13 protein-coding genes and 1 pseudogene are annotated in these 14794 nt (G+C 60.7%); 9 read left to right on the top strand and 5 right to left on the bottom strand.

Annotation, left to right across the window (positions count from 1 at the left end):
- Window positions 1-404: 404 nt before the first annotated feature.
- The 3 genes from odc2 to AC1DE4_RS14755 all read left to right on the top strand — a co-directional run bounded on the left by odc2 (window position 405) and on the right by AC1DE4_RS14755 (window position 4160).
- Window positions 405-1538, top strand: a complete 1134-nt coding sequence (gene odc2 / locus AC1DE4_RS14745; RefSeq protein ID WP_025658907.1) for an ornithine/lysine decarboxylase — start codon at window positions 405-407, stop codon at window positions 1536-1538.
- An 88-nt stretch (window positions 1539-1626) separates the two neighbouring features.
- Entirely contained in the window at window positions 1627-2217 is a 591-nt protein-coding gene (locus AC1DE4_RS14750) for a GNAT family N-acetyltransferase (protein ID WP_192241461.1), read from the top strand.
- Between the two features lie 932 nt (window positions 2218-3149).
- Window positions 3150-4160, top strand: coding sequence for a serine hydrolase domain-containing protein (locus AC1DE4_RS14755; protein WP_192241460.1), 1011 nt, complete (start codon window positions 3150-3152; stop codon window positions 4158-4160).
- A gap of 20 nt (window positions 4161-4180) precedes the next feature.
- Here the strand turns inward: AC1DE4_RS14755 and AC1DE4_RS14760 are convergent, their stop codons facing one another.
- From AC1DE4_RS14760 to AC1DE4_RS14770, 3 genes are all read right to left on the bottom strand, one after another.
- The gene (locus tag AC1DE4_RS14760; protein WP_026371715.1) at window positions 4181-5170 is read right to left on the bottom strand and encodes a WD40 repeat domain-containing protein; all 990 of its coding nucleotides are present in this window, start codon (window positions 5168-5170) and stop codon (window positions 4181-4183) included.
- Complete coding sequence (locus tag AC1DE4_RS14765; RefSeq protein ID WP_192241459.1) at window positions 5170-6282, bottom strand: CobW family GTP-binding protein; 1113 nt, start codon at window positions 6280-6282, stop codon at window positions 5170-5172. The genes AC1DE4_RS14760 and AC1DE4_RS14765 overlap by 1 nt, the downstream gene beginning before the upstream one ends.
- A 125-nt stretch (window positions 6283-6407) precedes the next feature.
- Entirely contained in the window at window positions 6408-7199 is a 792-nt protein-coding gene (locus AC1DE4_RS14770; RefSeq protein WP_025658912.1) for a creatininase family protein, read from the bottom strand.
- A 174-nt stretch (window positions 7200-7373) separates the two neighbouring features.
- Here AC1DE4_RS14770 and AC1DE4_RS14775 point away from each other — a divergent pair, with 174 nt between their 5' ends.
- The 3 genes from AC1DE4_RS14775 to AC1DE4_RS14785 all read left to right on the top strand — a co-directional run bounded on the left by AC1DE4_RS14775 (window position 7374) and on the right by AC1DE4_RS14785 (window position 9997).
- Window positions 7374-7886 (top strand): MarR family winged helix-turn-helix transcriptional regulator, encoded by a 513-nt coding sequence (locus tag AC1DE4_RS14775; protein ID WP_026371716.1) that lies wholly within the window; start codon window positions 7374-7376, stop codon window positions 7884-7886.
- Window positions 7887-8007: 121 nt separating this feature from the next.
- Window positions 8008-9030 (top strand): LacI family DNA-binding transcriptional regulator, encoded by a 1023-nt coding sequence (locus AC1DE4_RS14780; protein ID WP_018856567.1) that lies wholly within the window; start codon window positions 8008-8010, stop codon window positions 9028-9030.
- Between the two features lie 19 nt (window positions 9031-9049).
- Entirely contained in the window at window positions 9050-9997 is a 948-nt protein-coding gene (locus AC1DE4_RS14785) for a 2-hydroxyacid dehydrogenase (RefSeq protein WP_192241458.1), read from the top strand.
- Between the two features lie 75 nt (window positions 9998-10072).
- On the opposite strand, the gene AC1DE4_RS14790 is transcribed toward AC1DE4_RS14785, so the two are convergent.
- Window positions 10073-10444, bottom strand: coding sequence for a COG4315 family predicted lipoprotein (locus AC1DE4_RS14790; protein WP_018856569.1), 372 nt, complete (start codon window positions 10442-10444; stop codon window positions 10073-10075).
- Between the two features lie 292 nt (window positions 10445-10736).
- Here AC1DE4_RS14790 and AC1DE4_RS14795 point away from each other — a divergent pair, with 292 nt between their 5' ends.
- Together AC1DE4_RS14795 and AC1DE4_RS14800 are read left to right on the top strand one after the other, a co-directional pair.
- Window positions 10737-11639, top strand: coding sequence for an adenylate/guanylate cyclase domain-containing protein (locus AC1DE4_RS14795; protein WP_192241457.1), 903 nt, complete (start codon window positions 10737-10739; stop codon window positions 11637-11639).
- Between the two features lie 122 nt (window positions 11640-11761).
- A pseudogene (locus AC1DE4_RS14800) lies at window positions 11762-12376 on the top strand (VOC family protein).
- 45 nt (window positions 12377-12421) lie between these two features.
- Here the strand turns inward: AC1DE4_RS14800 and AC1DE4_RS14805 are convergent.
- Entirely contained in the window at window positions 12422-13201 is a 780-nt protein-coding gene (locus AC1DE4_RS14805; protein ID WP_018856572.1) for a gamma-glutamyl-gamma-aminobutyrate hydrolase family protein, read from the bottom strand.
- A 298-nt stretch (window positions 13202-13499) separates the two neighbouring features.
- On the opposite strand from AC1DE4_RS14805, the gene AC1DE4_RS14810 reads away from it, so the two are divergent.
- Complete coding sequence (locus AC1DE4_RS14810) at window positions 13500-14609, top strand: TRAP transporter substrate-binding protein (protein WP_113162346.1); 1110 nt, start codon at window positions 13500-13502, stop codon at window positions 14607-14609.
- Window positions 14610-14794 lie beyond the last annotated feature (185 nt).

Genomic DNA, 14794 nt, shown 5'->3' on the forward strand with positions numbered 1-14794 from the left:
CCAAAGTCGCACGTGCCCATGGGTGTCCGCCGAACCCTCGAATTGGTGAGGAAATCGGTAAGGTACCTGGAATTAACCCCTCCAGTCGCTATTCTGGCCAACCGGAAAATGCGAGGACGCCTGAAGCAACGACGGTGCGGGCCTTTTTGTTCTCTCCCTGCTTTCCATCAGCGGGGGTTACTGAAGAGGCACACCTTCATTGCCGGAAGTGCGGTAGGGAACTCCCTCCAATCCATGGCAGACAAAGCCGGATCCATGTCGCTTTCGCGGCGTTGATCCATCATTTGCGCTATCAAGCGCTTGCTAAGGTTCCGGGGTCTCCACCGGCTGGTTCCTATGCGAGCGATTGATTGCCCTTTGTCCTCCGGTTTTCCGGAGCTCTGGAATTGGAAGAGGGAATCGATATGACCACCCAGCGCATCCGCGACTTTCTCGCAACCCGACGTCCCGACGGTCCCTGCCTCGTGGTCGACCTCGACGTCGTGCGCGATAATTTCTCTGCTTTCCGTCACGCCATGCCGGACAGCGCGATCTACTACGCCGTCAAGGCAAACCCGGCTCCGGAAGTCCTGAAGCTGCTCGCCGACATGGGCTCGAGCTTCGATTGCGCGTCAGTCGCTGAAATCGAAATGGCGCTCAATGCCGGTGCAACCGCTGCCCGTATTTCCTTCGGCAACACGATCAAGAAGGAACGCGACGTTGCCCGCGCGCATGCGCTCGGCGTCAGCCTCTTTGCGGTCGACAGCCACGAGGAAGTCGAGAAGATCTCGCGTGCCGCTCCCGGCGCCCGCGTGTTCTGCCGCGTCCTGACGGATGGTGAAGGTGCTGAATGGCCGCTGTCGCGCAAGTTCGGCTGCGTCCCGCAGATGGCTGTGGACGTTCTCGTCTACGCGCATCAGCTCGGCCTCGAGTCCTACGGTGTGTCGTTCCACGTCGGTTCGCAGATGACCAAGGTCGATGCCTGGGATTCGGCTCTCGCCGACGCCAAGCGCGTCTTCGTTCAGCTGGCCAAGCAGGGCATCCACCTGCAGATGGTCAACATGGGCGGCGGCTTCCCGACCAAGTATCTGCGTGATGTTCCGTCGGCGGAAGCTTACGGTCGTGCGATCTACCAGAGCCTACGTGACCACTTCGGCAACAACCTGCCGAAGACGATCATCGAGCCGGGCCGTGGCATGGTCGGCAACGCCGGTGTCATCAAGACTGAGGTCGTGCTGATCTCGAAGAAGTCGGACAACGACGCAGCCCGCTGGGTGTTCCTCGACATCGGCAAGTTCGGCGGTCTCGCCGAGACGATGGACGAAGCCATTCGTTACCCGATCCGGACCGAGCGCGACGGCGACGAGATGGAGCCTTGCGTGATTGCCGGCCCGACCTGCGATTCGGCAGACGTGCTCTACGAGAAGAATCTTTATCCGCTGCCGATCTCCCTTTCGATTGGCGACGAGATCCTGATCGAAGGCACCGGGGCCTACACAACCACCTACTCGGCGGTCGCGTTCAACGGCTTCGAGCCGTTGAAGGCCTACGTCATCTAATATTGCCAGCCCCGTAGCCAGCCGGGGCGGCATTCTCACAATTCATATCAATCGCCGCTCATATCGGTTTTGGGTACGGGAGGCCACGATGGCCGCTGTTCTTGATTCTGTCCGCGCATTTTTTGCGCCTTCTGTCTTTACCATCGACGCCGAGAACGCTGGCGACGTCGTGGCTCGCGAAAACCTGCTGGATCGTGCCATGGGCGCGAACCGCCGCAAGAAGTCGTCGGAAAAGATCCGCCGCGGCCGTGTGCCGGCTGAAGGCCTGGCGCTGGTTGCACGCGATCGCGACGGCCATGTCATCGGCACCGTGCGCCTGTGGAACGTCGAGGCCGGCGTCAACGCCGAAGGCACGCCGATCAACGCGCTGCTGCTCGGGCCGCTTGCGGTTGATGCGAGCTTCGAGGGCAAGGGCGTCGGTTCGGCGCTGATGCGCGCCGCCATGCTGGAAGCGAAGAACCGTGAGCATGGCGCGATCCTGCTCGTCGGCGATGCCCCTTACTACGAACGTTTCGGTTTTTTTTCCGGGAAGGCTCAACATCTCGTCATGCCGGGTCCCTTCGAACGCTCGCGCTTCCTGGCGCTGGAGCTCATCGAGGGCTGGCTTGACGGTGCGGCCGGCATGATCGTCCCCTCGGGGCGGATGCTGGCAAGCGCCCCGGTCCGCAGGGCGGCGTGATCGGCAAGGCCTCTCCCCTGATGGGGAGGGGCCTTTTGTTTTCTCGTTTTTCGGAAATCAAGTTTAGGCGGCGCCGGAAAACCGGACGAACGCTTAGCCTAAACTTTTATGACTGCGTGCCCCCTCAGGCTTCAATTATTTGACGACGCTTGTGTCGACCAATTGAGTTCCGGCAGTCTGAACGACATTTTCAGGTATAGCGGCGATGAAGAACATCGTGAAAGCATAAACCGCGAATATAGTCGCTGCGGCAGTGGCCCTTAGAATCATTCATGCACTCCTATTCTCAGGAGTCCAATGTGGGCTCAAAAAGTGGCTTTCCAAAGAGTTTTCTGAACGCCAGATGAACAAAAAACTGTGAGAGCAAAAATTAATGATATTTTAGCAACACCTGAGTTTCGCCCCAAAGTGGGCGAAATTCCTGATTTGTTCTCACGAATTTGCAATTATTTCAAGCATATAGATGAAAGTTTGGGCATTGGTTTTCCTCGCTGGCGCGTGGTCGCCCTATAATCTCCTCGTCATCTGGCAGGGAGCCGGGTTCATGAACCGGTCCGCCTTGCGTTCATATTTCGGCGCTCGATGATGGTTGCCGAGGCTGGGTCGGATACCGTCAGGGTTGAAGATCCATCGGGGAATCGGGATCGGGAGACGCTCCTGTCGAATTTGAGAAGCCGGAAAGCTCGCCGCAATCGGGCAGGCGATGCAGCCTGACATCCCATTCCGCTACCCCAAATCGCCTGCCCACTCCCATCGGGAAAACCGTCACGAAGCATGGCTTCGCGCGGCGCCTTGGGCTGCCTGCGGGATGGCGGCCTACGCCTGTGGTCGTGTTCATCAGACGCGTCCCCGCCGATCATAAAGTTTCACGTCCGCGTGAGCCGCATCGGGCGGACGATGATTTTGCGTTCTGCCTACGCTAGCTCAGCGAAATGATCACGCGCCTCGCTTTGCTCGTCGCTTTCCTGCTGTCGCCGCTCGCTGCCGTTGCACAGCCGGAGAACGGCCGGACGGCAGTTTTGCTCGAGAGCTTGTCCTCACGCGTGGAGTTGAAGCCGCTGAGAACCGTGATCGTCGCCAGGGATGGGCGGACGGTGGCGGAACAGGGCTACGGCGACCACGCCGCGACTGAGTCAGTCAACATCAAGTCCGCTTCCAAATCGATCATTTCATGCCTCGTCGGCATCGCCATCGAAAAGAAACTGCTGGAAAGCCCGGACCAACGGATCGCTCCGATCCTGAAAGCTGATCTGCCTGCCGATCCCGATCCGCGGCTTAACGAGATCACCATCGGCAACCTACTTTCGATGCAGGCGGGGCTTGGTCGCCTGTCTGGTCCCAATTACGGGCGCTGGGTTGCCTCGCTCAACTGGGTGCGTTTTGCCCTTGCCCAACCTTTCGACGACGCGCCTGGCGGTCAAATGCTCTATTCGACCGCCTCCACGCACCTTCTCTCGGCGATCCTGACGAAGGTCAGCGGGAGGTCGACGCTGGCGCTCGCCCGCGAATGGCTGGCACCCGTTAGCGGCTTTAGGATCAGCGCCTGGGAGCGCGATCCGCAGGGCATCTATCTCGGCGGGAACCAGATGGCGATGACGGCCCGCTCGCTGCTGGCTTTCGGCGAACTCTATCGCAACGGCGGCAAGGCTGCGGATGGTACGCAGGTCGTGCCTGCGGACTGGATCGCGCAATCGTGGCAGCACCGCACCAATTCGCGCTTCTCCGGCGACGATTATGGCTACGGCTGGTTCTCGCGACAGATTGGCGGCGAGGAGGTCCATTTCGCCTGGGGATATGGCGGCCAGATGCTCTACATCGTCCCCTCGCTCGGCTTGACTGTTGTCATGACATCGGACGAGAGCGGCCCATCGGCGCGCACCGGCTACCGCGATGCGCTGCATGGTGTTCTTGCGGAGATTATCGAGGCGGCGCGGCTGTCCTGATAACACAGCCGCGCAAAAGCTTAGGCTGCGATATCGACGACACCGCAATCGCCGGCTTCGGAAGCGAAGGCCAGCAGCTTGCCGTTCTTGCTCCAGCTCATCGACGTGATCGCGCCTTTGCCGGGTCGGCGCAGCAGCGCTTCCTTGCTGTCGGCAATGCGGACGGCGAGGATCATGCCGTCGATGAAGCCGATCGCCAGGATGTCTTCGACAGGGTGGAACTTCACTGAGGTCGCCATGATGTTGGCGCGGGTGCCGAGCTCGAGCGGCGCTTTGCCCATCGGGCCGTCTTTGCCCTGGAATGGCCAGACGATCGCAGCCGGCGCACCTGACGAGGCAAGCCACTTGCCCTTCGCGGACCACGAGAGAGACTTCACCTTGGCGGGGTAGCCGGTCATGCGCATGTGCCGGGCTTCAGCGCCGGCCTTGCTGTCGAGCTTCCATCCGTGCAGTGCGTTCTCCTGCATCGTCGTGACGAGGAAGTTGCCGTCAGGCGAGAAGGTGACGCCGGTATGGGCGCCCTTCCATTCGAGGTCGACCGGCTTGGCAGCGGTGCCGACCCAATGCAGCGACACGCCGTTGTAGCGCGCGGCGGCAATGCGCATGCCCTTGGGCGCGAAGGCGAGGCCTTCGACGGTCCGCTCTTCGGTAAATTCCTTGGTCGTGCCGTCGGCGAGGCGCACGAGAGCGCTCTTGCCGTAGGAGTAGGCGACGGCGCCCTGCGGGCCGGCGGCAAGCTGGGAAATCCATTTGCGCGGCGCGTTTGCAAGCTCGGTCACCCCGGCATCGGCTCCGATGCGCAGCACCTTGCCGTCCTCACCGCCGGAAATCAGGCTTTCGCTATACGGGTCGCGGATGCAGCTCAGCATGCCCTGATGGGCCTCGGTCACCTTCTCGCCGCCGTCGAGGCGGTGGATGGTGCCGGCGGCATTGGCGAAGAAGGGGGTGTCACCTAAAAATTCGACGGCCAGGATATGGCCGTCGAGATCAAACGGGGCAACTGTGGGCATCAGGCCGCCGCCTCGCACGCCTTGAAGGAAGCTTGGAGCTTTTCGTGATCAAGTTCGCGGCCGATGAAGACGAGACGGGTCTCATGCTTCTCGCCGTCCTTCCAAGGGCGCTGGTGGTCACCTTCGATGATCATGTGGACACCCTGAACGACGTAGCGTTCGGGATCGTCCTTAAAGGCGATGATGCCCTTGAGGCGCAGGATATTCGGCCCCTGAGTCTGCGTGATCTTCTGGATCCAGGGGAAGAAGCGTTCCGGGTTCATTTCGCCGCCACGCAGCGAGACCGACTGCACCGTCACGTCATGGATCGGCGACATGGCGCCATGATGATGGTGGTCATGATCATGATCATGGTGGTGATGGTCATGATCGTGGTCGTGATCATGCGCATGATGATGATGGTGGTCGTGGTCGCAATCCGGACCGCAGACGTGATCGTCATGGTCATGATCAAGAAAGTGCGGATCGTTCTCCAGCGCGCGCTCCAGGTTGAAAGCCCCCTGATCGAGAACGCGGGCCAGATCGACGCCCGAGCGGCTGGTCTTGTAGACGCGGGCCGAGGGATTGATGGCGTGAACGATATCCTCGATCTGCGCCAGCTCTTCCGGCGTGACGAGGTCGGTCTTGTTAATCAGGACGACGTCGGCAAAGGCGATCTGGTCTTCGGCCTCGCGGCTGTCCTTCAGGCGCAGCGGCAGATGCTTGGCGTCGACGAGAGCGACAACGGCGTCGAGTTCCGTCTTGGCGCGCACGTCGTCATCCATGAAGAAGGTCTGGGCGACCGGCACAGGATCTGCAAGGCCCGTCGTTTCAACGATGATGCCGTCGAAACGGCCGGGGCGGCGCATCAGGCCTTCGACAACGCGGATCAGGTCGCCGCGCACGGTGCAACAGACGCAGCCATTGTTCATCTCGTAGATCTCTTCGTCGGATTCGACAATGAGGTCATTGTCGATGCCGATCTCGCCGAACTCGTTGACGATGACCGCATATTTCTTGCCGTGGTTCTCCGACAGGATGCGGTTGAGCAAGGTCGTCTTGCCGGCGCCGAGGTAGCCGGTGAGAACGGTAACGGGGATAGGCTTCTGCTGGGTGGGGATCGCGTCGGTCATAAGAACCTCGAGAGATGGCACGCCCGGGGGCGGGGCTGAAAATTCGTCGGTCTCATATAAGGAGTTGCGGGCGGCAGTTCAAAGGGTTTTGTATGTTATAAGATCACATCGCACCGGCGATGGTTTCAATCGAGCTCCGCCGCGTCGAATGCATCGACGTCCTGCAGCAGTTCGGCCAGCCCCCTCACGGACTGCGCAATCAGCGCCTCGCCCTTCTCCGCCGTCGCCAGCGACGCGTTGCCCGCCACGCCCGATGGGCTAAGGTCAGACATTTTCCATCCGAAGGCGTGCGGGCCATAGGCACGCAGATGCTTGAAGCGGGCAGCGAAATCCGACTGTCGGGACGGGAAGTCTGCAGCCTTGGTCATGTCGACCTTATCCGGGTGAAGCGCCAGCATCACCGACGTCTCGATGTCGCCGCCGTGGATGTCGATCGCCTTTGCCTCGGGCGAGATGACATCGGCGGGAACGCCGAAGCGCGTCCAACTCGTGGCGACGGCGAGCATGTTGAACCGGACGCGGGCCTCCGTCGCAACGATCGTCATCAGCGGTGAGTTGCCGCCATGGGCATTCAACATCACCAACTTGCGAATGCCCATGTCCGAGAGCCTCCGGGCAATGCCGAGCCAGCGTTGGATGGCCTCTCCATATGTCAGCGTTTGCGTACCCTTCACGTCCATGTGCTCGATCGAATAGCCGACTGTTTCTGTCGGCAGAAACGTGACCGGCGAGGCGGCGGGAATTGCAGCCTTGAGCCGGGCAACGATGCCGGCTGCAATCAATGCGTCGGTGTCGAAGGGCAGGTGAGGTCCGTGTTGCTCGTGGGCGCCAAGCGGCAGGATTGCGATCCACCGACTGCGGTCCGAGGGGGAGAGATTCGGATCGTTGTGTTCGAAGTCGCGAGAAGGCACATTCATCCGGCTAAGCCCTCTTGTTTATGACGAGATGATGCGCAATGTGATAGCGCAGCGTTCTCAATGCTTATCGCATAAGCCCTTAAACCAAAATCGATTTAGGGGAGATGATTATGAATGTTCCGGCTCCCTTGCAAGGCGAGGGATGCGCAACACGGCAAAGTCAAAGGAATCGCGATGGGGAAGAAGCACAAGGACGGTAAGAAGCAGAAATCCAAGAAGAAGGACCAGACCGAATATACGGTTGTAGATCTTTCGCCGGCTTTGACACAGGCGGCCCGCTCGATGCGCACCGTGCTGTCTCGCAACCTGCTTGAAAGCGGTCTCTATGCCGGCCAGGACGGCGTGATTTTGCTGCTCGCGGAAACCGACGGGATGACGGCAGGCGGGTTGGCACAGAAGCTCGGCGTTAAGGCGCCAACCATGACGCGCACGATCGGGCGCATGGAAGCCCAAGGCTTCCTCGAACGCAAGCCGGATGCCGACGATGCCCGCCTGACCAAGGTCTATCTGACTGAACTCGGTCGCGGCAGCGTCAAGGCAATCGAAATGGCGTCCTCGGCGTGCGACAGCATGGCCACCCAGGAGTTCTCCGAGAAGGAAATTCGCAATCTTGTCCGTCTGTTGAAGGCAATCGACGGCAACTTGCAGTCCGCCGCCATCCCTCTCGATGAGCCTGAGGAAATCTGACAGATTTGTGAAATTACGAATTGCTTCGTTGCGTTTAATCTTTTAATTAAACATTTTAATAGTGCTCGACTCTTGAAATGGTTGGGCGCAAGGACAACCGCGCGTTGCCTGGGGAGGACACGTGGCTCAAAAGATAAAGCTTTCGACGATCGCCGAAACGCTCGGCATTTCCACAGCAACCGTATCTCTTGCCTTACGTGACAGCCCGCTCGTGGCTGGTGCCACCCGGGACAAAATCAAGGAACAGGCCCGCGCACTCGGCTATATCTATAACCGCCGCGCCGCCAGCCTGCGTACGTCCCGCTCTGGCATCATCGGTGTCGTCGTCCACGACATCATGAACCCGTTCTATGGCGAAATCCTGAAGGCGATCGAAAGCGAGCTCGATCGCAGTCGGCACACCTTCATTCTGTCGAACCACTACGACTCCGTCGAAAAGCAGCGCACCTTCATCGAAACGCTGCTGCAGCTCGGTGGGGACGGTGTCATAATGTCCCCGGCGATCGGTACGCCGCCGGAGGATATGCAGCTTGCGGAAGACAACGGCATGCCGGCGATCCTGGTGGCCCGCTCGCTGGACGGATTGGACCTTCCGACCTATCGCGGCGACGACAGCTACGGCATTTCGCTCGCCACCAACCATTTGATCGGCCTTGGCCATCGCTCGATCGCCATGATCGGCGGTACCGACCAGACGTCGACGGGACGCGATCGCTATCAGGGCTACGTCAATGCGCTGCGCAAGGCCGGCATCGACGTTGATCCGGGTCTACGCATTCCCGGTCCGCGCTCGATGCAGGGTGGTTTCGAAGCGGCGGTGCATTTCCTGTCGCTGCCGCAAAAGCCGACGGCGGCGGTCTGCTGGAACGATCTCGTCGCGATCGGCCTGATGAACGGCATTTCCCGCGCCGGTCTCGTTCCCGGCAAGGACATTTCCGTCACCGGCTATGACGACCTCGAGGAAGCGTCAATATCGATGCCGGCGCTGACCACCGTCTGGAATGGCCAGGCGGAAGTCGGACGCCTTGCTGCCCGCGCGCTTCTCGATCGCCTGGCGGGCAGCCACGAGCCCGACGGCATCCATCTGATCAAGCCCGAGATGCGCATCCGCCAGTCGACCAGCCCCTACCGACCGCGCCCGTAGCAAGCCAAGAGGAAGTGCCATGTCCCGCATCGCCGTTCTCGTTCCCGGGAAGATACACGAACGCGTCCTGACGCGCCTGAAGGAGAGCTTCGACGTTGTCGAAGCCAATCCCTCGACGCTTGACGCGGAGGCCGCTGGAAAGATTCGCGGTGTCGCCGTTTCCGGCACATTTGATTCGGCAGCAATCGACAGTCTTCCGAAGGTCGAACTGATCTCCAGCTTCGGTGTCGGCTATGACGGCGTCGATGCCAAGCATGCGGCAACCAAGGGTATCATCGTCACGAACACGCCCGATGTGCTGAACGACGAGGTCGCCGATACGGCAATCGGACTGCTCCTCAATGCCGTGCGAGAGCTTCCTCGTGCCGAGAACTGGCTGCGGGCCGGCAACTGGAAGCCCGGGCAGAACTATCCGCTGTCGCGCTTCTCCCTGAAGGGGCGGCATGTCGGGATCTATGGCCTTGGCCGCATCGGCCAGGAGATCGCCAAGCGCCTTGAACCGTTCAAGGTGAAGATCAGCTATCATACTCGCACGCGCCATGCCACCGCGCCCTATGGCTACCACCCGTCGCTGAAGGACCTTGCGGAAGCCGTCGACACGCTGATCTCCATCGTCCCGAAGACGCAGCAGACGCACAAGACGATCAATGCCGACATTCTTTCGGCGCTCGGCCCCGACGGCGTGTTCATCAATGTCGGGCGCGGGTGGACTGTTGACGAAGAAGCGCTTGCAGCGGCACTGAAGGCGGGAACGATCGGCGCGGCCGGCCTCGACGTTTTCTACAACGAACCGAACGTGCCGGCTTCGCTGCTCGATCTTCCGAACGCCGTGCTCCTGCCGCACCTCGCCTCAGGCTCGGTGCCGACGCGCAATGCGATGGCGGATCTGGTGGTTGACAATCTCGTTGAGTGGTTCGGGAAGGGCCGGCCGCTGACGCCAGTTCCGGAAACACCAGCGAAGGGCTGATTATCTCAATCTCGGGCCGGGATGAGGCGCGCACGCGGACAGACCGTCGGCCTCACCCCAGTCTACTGTGCCTGGCTACTTGGCGACGTGCCAGACGCCGCCGACGCCATCGCCTGTCATATCGCCGGGCTTCTTGTCTCCGGCGAACGTGTAAAGTGGCTTACCTTCGTATGCCCACATTTCCTTGCCGTCGGCCGCCTTGACGAGTGTCCATTCGCCTTCGGCCTTGGCCTTGGCGGCGGCGTGGAAGGCTGGCCACTTCTTCAGGCAAGCCTCGTCGCAGTTCGATTTGCCCATGGCGTCCTTGTCGAACGTGTAGAGCGTCATGCCTTTGGCGTTTGCCAGGATCTTGCCCATCTTCGTATCGACCATTTTGGCCGGTTCCGCCGCAAACGCCGCAAAGGCGGTTGCAGCCAACAGGCCGGCAGAGACGATCAGCGTTTTCATGGTTACCTCCTGTTCAGGAGTGCCAGCGGGATGCTGGTAGCGCCCGATGTGAGCAAGAAACGTTCCTGCGACTTGGCGGTTCCATGGTCTCGCTGACAGCGGTGCGCATTCGGATTTGTTTTACTCGATCGCACGCAACGCGCATCTTTCTGCTGGAAGCGCCCAGGGCATTGTTCGCGTATGCGTTGAAAAATGTGGTCAGCTATTGCAGAACTTTCGAATGGGGAAATCTCCCTATCAGATGGCTGCTGCTGCAAACTGTCTTGCCAAACCCAGGGTGGATCGCAATCCGATGAATGAAATGCGACGCAAGCTGACGACCATCTTCTCGGCCGATGTCCAGGACTATACGCGGCTGATGGGCGCCGACGAGGAGGGTACCCTTGCCATGCTGAAGTGGTCGCGCGATGCGATGTCGCGGCTGATCGGCGCGCATGGCGGTCGGGTGATCAATACCTGGGGCGACGGCCTAATCGCGGAATTTCCGAGCGTCGTCGAAGCGGTGCGCGCTGCCATCGATGTCCAGAACGAACTCGTCGGAATAAACGCCGCCCGGCCGGCGGAAGGACGCATGCTCTATCGGATCGGCATCAATCTCGGCGATGTCATCGCCGAGGGTGACGACCTCTACGGCGACGGCGTCAATATCGCCGCTAGGCTTCAGGCTTCCGCAGCAGCGGGCGGCATCGTGATCTCCAACACAGTCTACGACCAGGTCCGCAACAAGGTCGCCGTCGGCTTCGATTTTCTCGGGCCACTGACGGTGAAGAACGTTAGCGAGGCCGTGCCGAGCTATGCTGTGCGGATCGGAGACGACGTGTCCACGACGCCCGCACCACCCGCTCGCCCGTTGCCGGCGGCTGCGGCGCCTGCGCCGGGGCGCCCCCTTGCACCGAGGGTGCGGAAGATTGGCGGGGTGTTCGCGGTTGTCGCGATCACGTTGGTCGTGATCAATCTTTTGACGTGGCAGGGCGAGTTCTGGGCCGTCTGGCCGCTCCTCGGCCTTGCCTTCGTCGCTGCGATGGCCTGGAACCGGAATCAGAGCCGCTTCGACCAGCGTCTTGCCGGCTTGGCCGTTATCGGCATTGGTATCGTTATCATCAACTTGCTGACATGGCACGGGGTGTTCTGGGCGATGTGGCCGCTGCTGGGCCTGGCGGTCGCCGTCGGCCTGCGGTGGGCGATGCGAAGGTAAACGCAGGAGCTCCTATCCGCCGTGCTCGGATGGGACAAATTGATTCGACTGCCTGCGGTCGCTGTGATCCACTCGCCAAGTTTTATTGCCAATCTCGAAGTATCCAAACCAGAGAGCTGAACATGGGCAATACCTCTGGCACAGCGAGACTGCGGCCAGGACCCCGGCAATGCGGACGGCCGCCATGAAGCTCGAGGTCATCGTCAGATGCCGATTTCGTCACGGGCGACGACTTCAGGGTCATTCAGTTCACGCCTCCGGGCTCGCCCTGCTCCGTCATCTTCGGCAAGAACGTGACGGCGGCCGTGCCCGGCACGGCGCAGGGCCTCCATCTGATCGTTTCCGATGTCGAAGCCGCTCGTGCCGAGCTCGCCGAACGCGGCGTCGCGCTGAGTGATGTCTTCCACGATGCCGGTGGCGTCTTCCATCATGCCGGCGAAAATGCACGCGTGAGAGGTCCGCATCCCCAGCGCAAGAGCTACGGCTCGTTTGCTTCATTCAGCGATCCGGATGGAAACGGCTGGCTGTTTCAGGAGATCACGACCCGACTGCCTGGGCGCATAGATGCTGATGAAACGATGTATTCGTCTGCCAGCGATCTCGCCGCGGCCTTGCGCCGTGCGGAAGCCGCTCATGGAGAACATGAGAAGCGCATCGGCAAGCGCGATGAAGACTGGCCGACCTGGTATGCGGAATACATGGTTCGCGAACAGGCGGGCAAGCCGCTGTCATCGTAGGTTTTCACCGTGCAGCCATAAAGGGCCGCGCAACTGGCAGGCCAATCAGGCGGGGGTTTTTTCCGCCGCCTTGGCGAGCTTGCCTGCCGCGTAATCCCTGACCGCATCGCCGAAAGCAGAGAAGATCTGGTTGGACGGCTTGTCGGTCTCGGCCCAGTACTCCGGGTGCCACTGGACGCCGACCGCAAAGGCCGGGGCATCGATCACGGACACGGCCTCGATCGTGCCGTCCTCGGCGACGGCCTCGACCTGCAGGCGCGGCGCGGTCTTGGCGATCGCCTGGCGATGCAGTGAGTTCACCCTGATCTCGCCGGGGCCGACGATACCTGCGATGCAGGAGCCTTCCTTGACGAAGACGCTTTGGCGGATCGCGTACTTGCCGTCACGGTCTACCTCGGCCGGGGTGCGATGATCCCATATGCCTGGCTGGTCCTGGATTTCGCTGGCAAGCGTGCCGCCCATTGCGACGTTGAGTTCCTGAATGCCGCGGCAGATTGCGAGCAAGGGAATGGCGCGGTCGATGGCACGGCGGATCAACGGCAGAGCGGTGGCGTCACGGGCGATATCGAAGGGGCCGTCGGCATCGGTCGCCGTTGCCCCATAGTAAGACGGGTGGACGTTGCTGGCCGAACCGGAGACGAGAACGCCATCGACGCGGTCCAGAATCGCGTCGGTTCCGTATCCTTCCTCGAAGGCCGGAATGATGAAGGCCATGACACCGGCGGCATTGAGTGCCGCGCGCACATACTGATGCTGGACGGCGTGCCATGTGGCACCGTCGAAGGTGCGGATATCGGCAGGAACAGCGACGATCGGCTTCGTCATTTTAACCCCGGTCGGAAGATGGAATTGGTGTATTGAGAGAGCCGAGAACGGCCCGGAAGTCAACGTCTCGGCGCAATCGCGGGCGGAATTACGGCAGTCGTGGCCGCCGGCTCCGGCAAATTACCGCTAACCTGCTGATTCTCATGGAAATGCACTTCGCCGCCATATTGCCGTTGTGATGCCAAAGACTAATGGCACAGTGCTTGAAACACGGTCGCCACCGTGCTTAGCTTCCCGCCATTGCTGCGGGTAGAGACGAGGGTTCGCCTCGCAGTGCCATCTATACGGGAGGTTTTTGATGGATCGTCGTTCATTCATGAAGAAGGCAGGAACCGCCGGCGCCGGCGCCGTTGCTGCTGCGGGTGCACTGGCAGCACCCGCCATTGCACAAGAGAACCCTAAAATTTCGTGGCGCATGACGTCGTCGTTCCCGAAGAGCCTCGATACGATCTATGGCGCTGCGGATGACATTGCCAAGCACCTTGCCGCGGCAACCGACGGCAACTTCACCATTCAGCCTTTTGCGGCCGGCGAAATCATTCCGGGCCTTCAGGCCGCCGATGCCGTCAGCGCCGGCACGGTCGAGGCCGCGCACACGTGCTCCTATTACTTTGTTGGCAAGGATCCGACTTACGCGATCGGCACTGCCATTCCATTCGGTCTGAACGGACGCCTGACCAATGCCTGGTTCTACGAAGGCAACGGCAACACGCTGATGAATGAGTTTTACGCCACGCAGGGCATCTATGGCCTGCCGGCCGGCAACACGGGCGCCCAGATGGGCGGCTGGTTCCGGAAGGAGATCAATACGCTTGACGACTTGAAGGGCGTCAAGATGCGTATTGCCGGTCTTGCCGGCCAGGTCATCAGCAAGGTTGGCGTCATTCCGCAGCAGATCGCCGGCGGCGATATTTATCCGGCCCTTGAAAAGGGCACGATCGACGCTTCAGAATTCGTCGGTCCCTATGACGACCTGAAGCTCGGCCTGCACAAGGTCGCGAAGTACTACTATTACCCCGGCTGGTGGGAAGGCGGCCCGACGGTCCACGCCTTCTTCAACCTCGAAAAGTGGAACAGCCTGCCTAAGCACTATCAGGCGGCACTGACCGATGCCTGCGCCTTTGCCAACACAAACATGATGGCAAAGTACGATGTGAAGAACCCCACGGCACTCAAGCAGTTGGTGGCGGAGGGCGCCACGCTTCGTCCTTTCAGCCAGGAAATCATGGAAGCCTGCTTCCAGGCTGCCCTCGGGATCTACGCCGAGATTTCGGCCTCGAACCCGTATTTCAAGAAGGTCTACGAGGATCAGACCGCGTTCAAGCGCGATGCGTATCTCTGGGCGCAGCTGTCGGAGTACACCTTCGACACGTTCATGATGATCCAGCAGCGCGCCGGCAAGATTTGACCGACAGTCCAGTTCGGACAAAGAAAAAGCCCCGGATTTTGGTCCGGGGCTCAGATTGCTGACAAACCCCTGGCACCGTCTGGGGGTTTGTGATTCATTGGGACATGTTGAAGAAACCTGCCCCCACCCAGACGGCTCTTGAGATGGTGACGCTCGACAGTCTGGTGCCGAAGGATCACCTGCTG

Source organism: Rhizobium sp. 10N414, assembly GCF_056394785.1.

What these genes read in the sequence shown, in the direction of transcription:
- odc2 (WP_025658907.1), top strand. Translation starts at nt 405, where the DNA reads ATGACCACCCAGCGCATCCGCGACTTTCTCGCAACCCGACGTCCCGAC.
- AC1DE4_RS14750 (WP_192241461.1), top strand. Translation starts at nt 1,627, where the DNA reads ATGGCCGCTGTTCTTGATTCTGTCCGCGCATTTTTTGCGCCTTCTGTC.
- AC1DE4_RS14755 (WP_192241460.1), top strand. Translation starts at nt 3,150, where the DNA reads ATGATCACGCGCCTCGCTTTGCTCGTCGCTTTCCTGCTGTCGCCGCTC.
- AC1DE4_RS14760 (WP_026371715.1), bottom strand. Translation starts at nt 5,170, where the DNA reads ATGCCCACAGTTGCCCCGTTTGATCTCGACGGCCATATCCTGGCCGTC.
- AC1DE4_RS14765 (WP_192241459.1), bottom strand. Translation starts at nt 6,282, where the DNA reads ATGACCGACGCGATCCCCACCCAGCAGAAGCCTATCCCCGTTACCGTT.
- AC1DE4_RS14770 (WP_025658912.1), bottom strand. Translation starts at nt 7,199, where the DNA reads ATGAATGTGCCTTCTCGCGACTTCGAACACAACGATCCGAATCTCTCC.
- AC1DE4_RS14775 (WP_026371716.1), top strand. Translation starts at nt 7,374, where the DNA reads ATGGGGAAGAAGCACAAGGACGGTAAGAAGCAGAAATCCAAGAAGAAG.
- AC1DE4_RS14785 (WP_192241458.1), top strand. Translation starts at nt 9,050, where the DNA reads ATGTCCCGCATCGCCGTTCTCGTTCCCGGGAAGATACACGAACGCGTC.
- AC1DE4_RS14790 (WP_018856569.1), bottom strand. Translation starts at nt 10,444, where the DNA reads ATGAAAACGCTGATCGTCTCTGCCGGCCTGTTGGCTGCAACCGCCTTT.
- AC1DE4_RS14795 (WP_192241457.1), top strand. Translation starts at nt 10,737, where the DNA reads ATGAATGAAATGCGACGCAAGCTGACGACCATCTTCTCGGCCGATGTC.
- AC1DE4_RS14805 (WP_018856572.1), bottom strand. Translation starts at nt 13,201, where the DNA reads ATGACGAAGCCGATCGTCGCTGTTCCTGCCGATATCCGCACCTTCGAC.
- AC1DE4_RS14810 (WP_113162346.1), top strand. Translation starts at nt 13,500, where the DNA reads ATGGATCGTCGTTCATTCATGAAGAAGGCAGGAACCGCCGGCGCCGGC.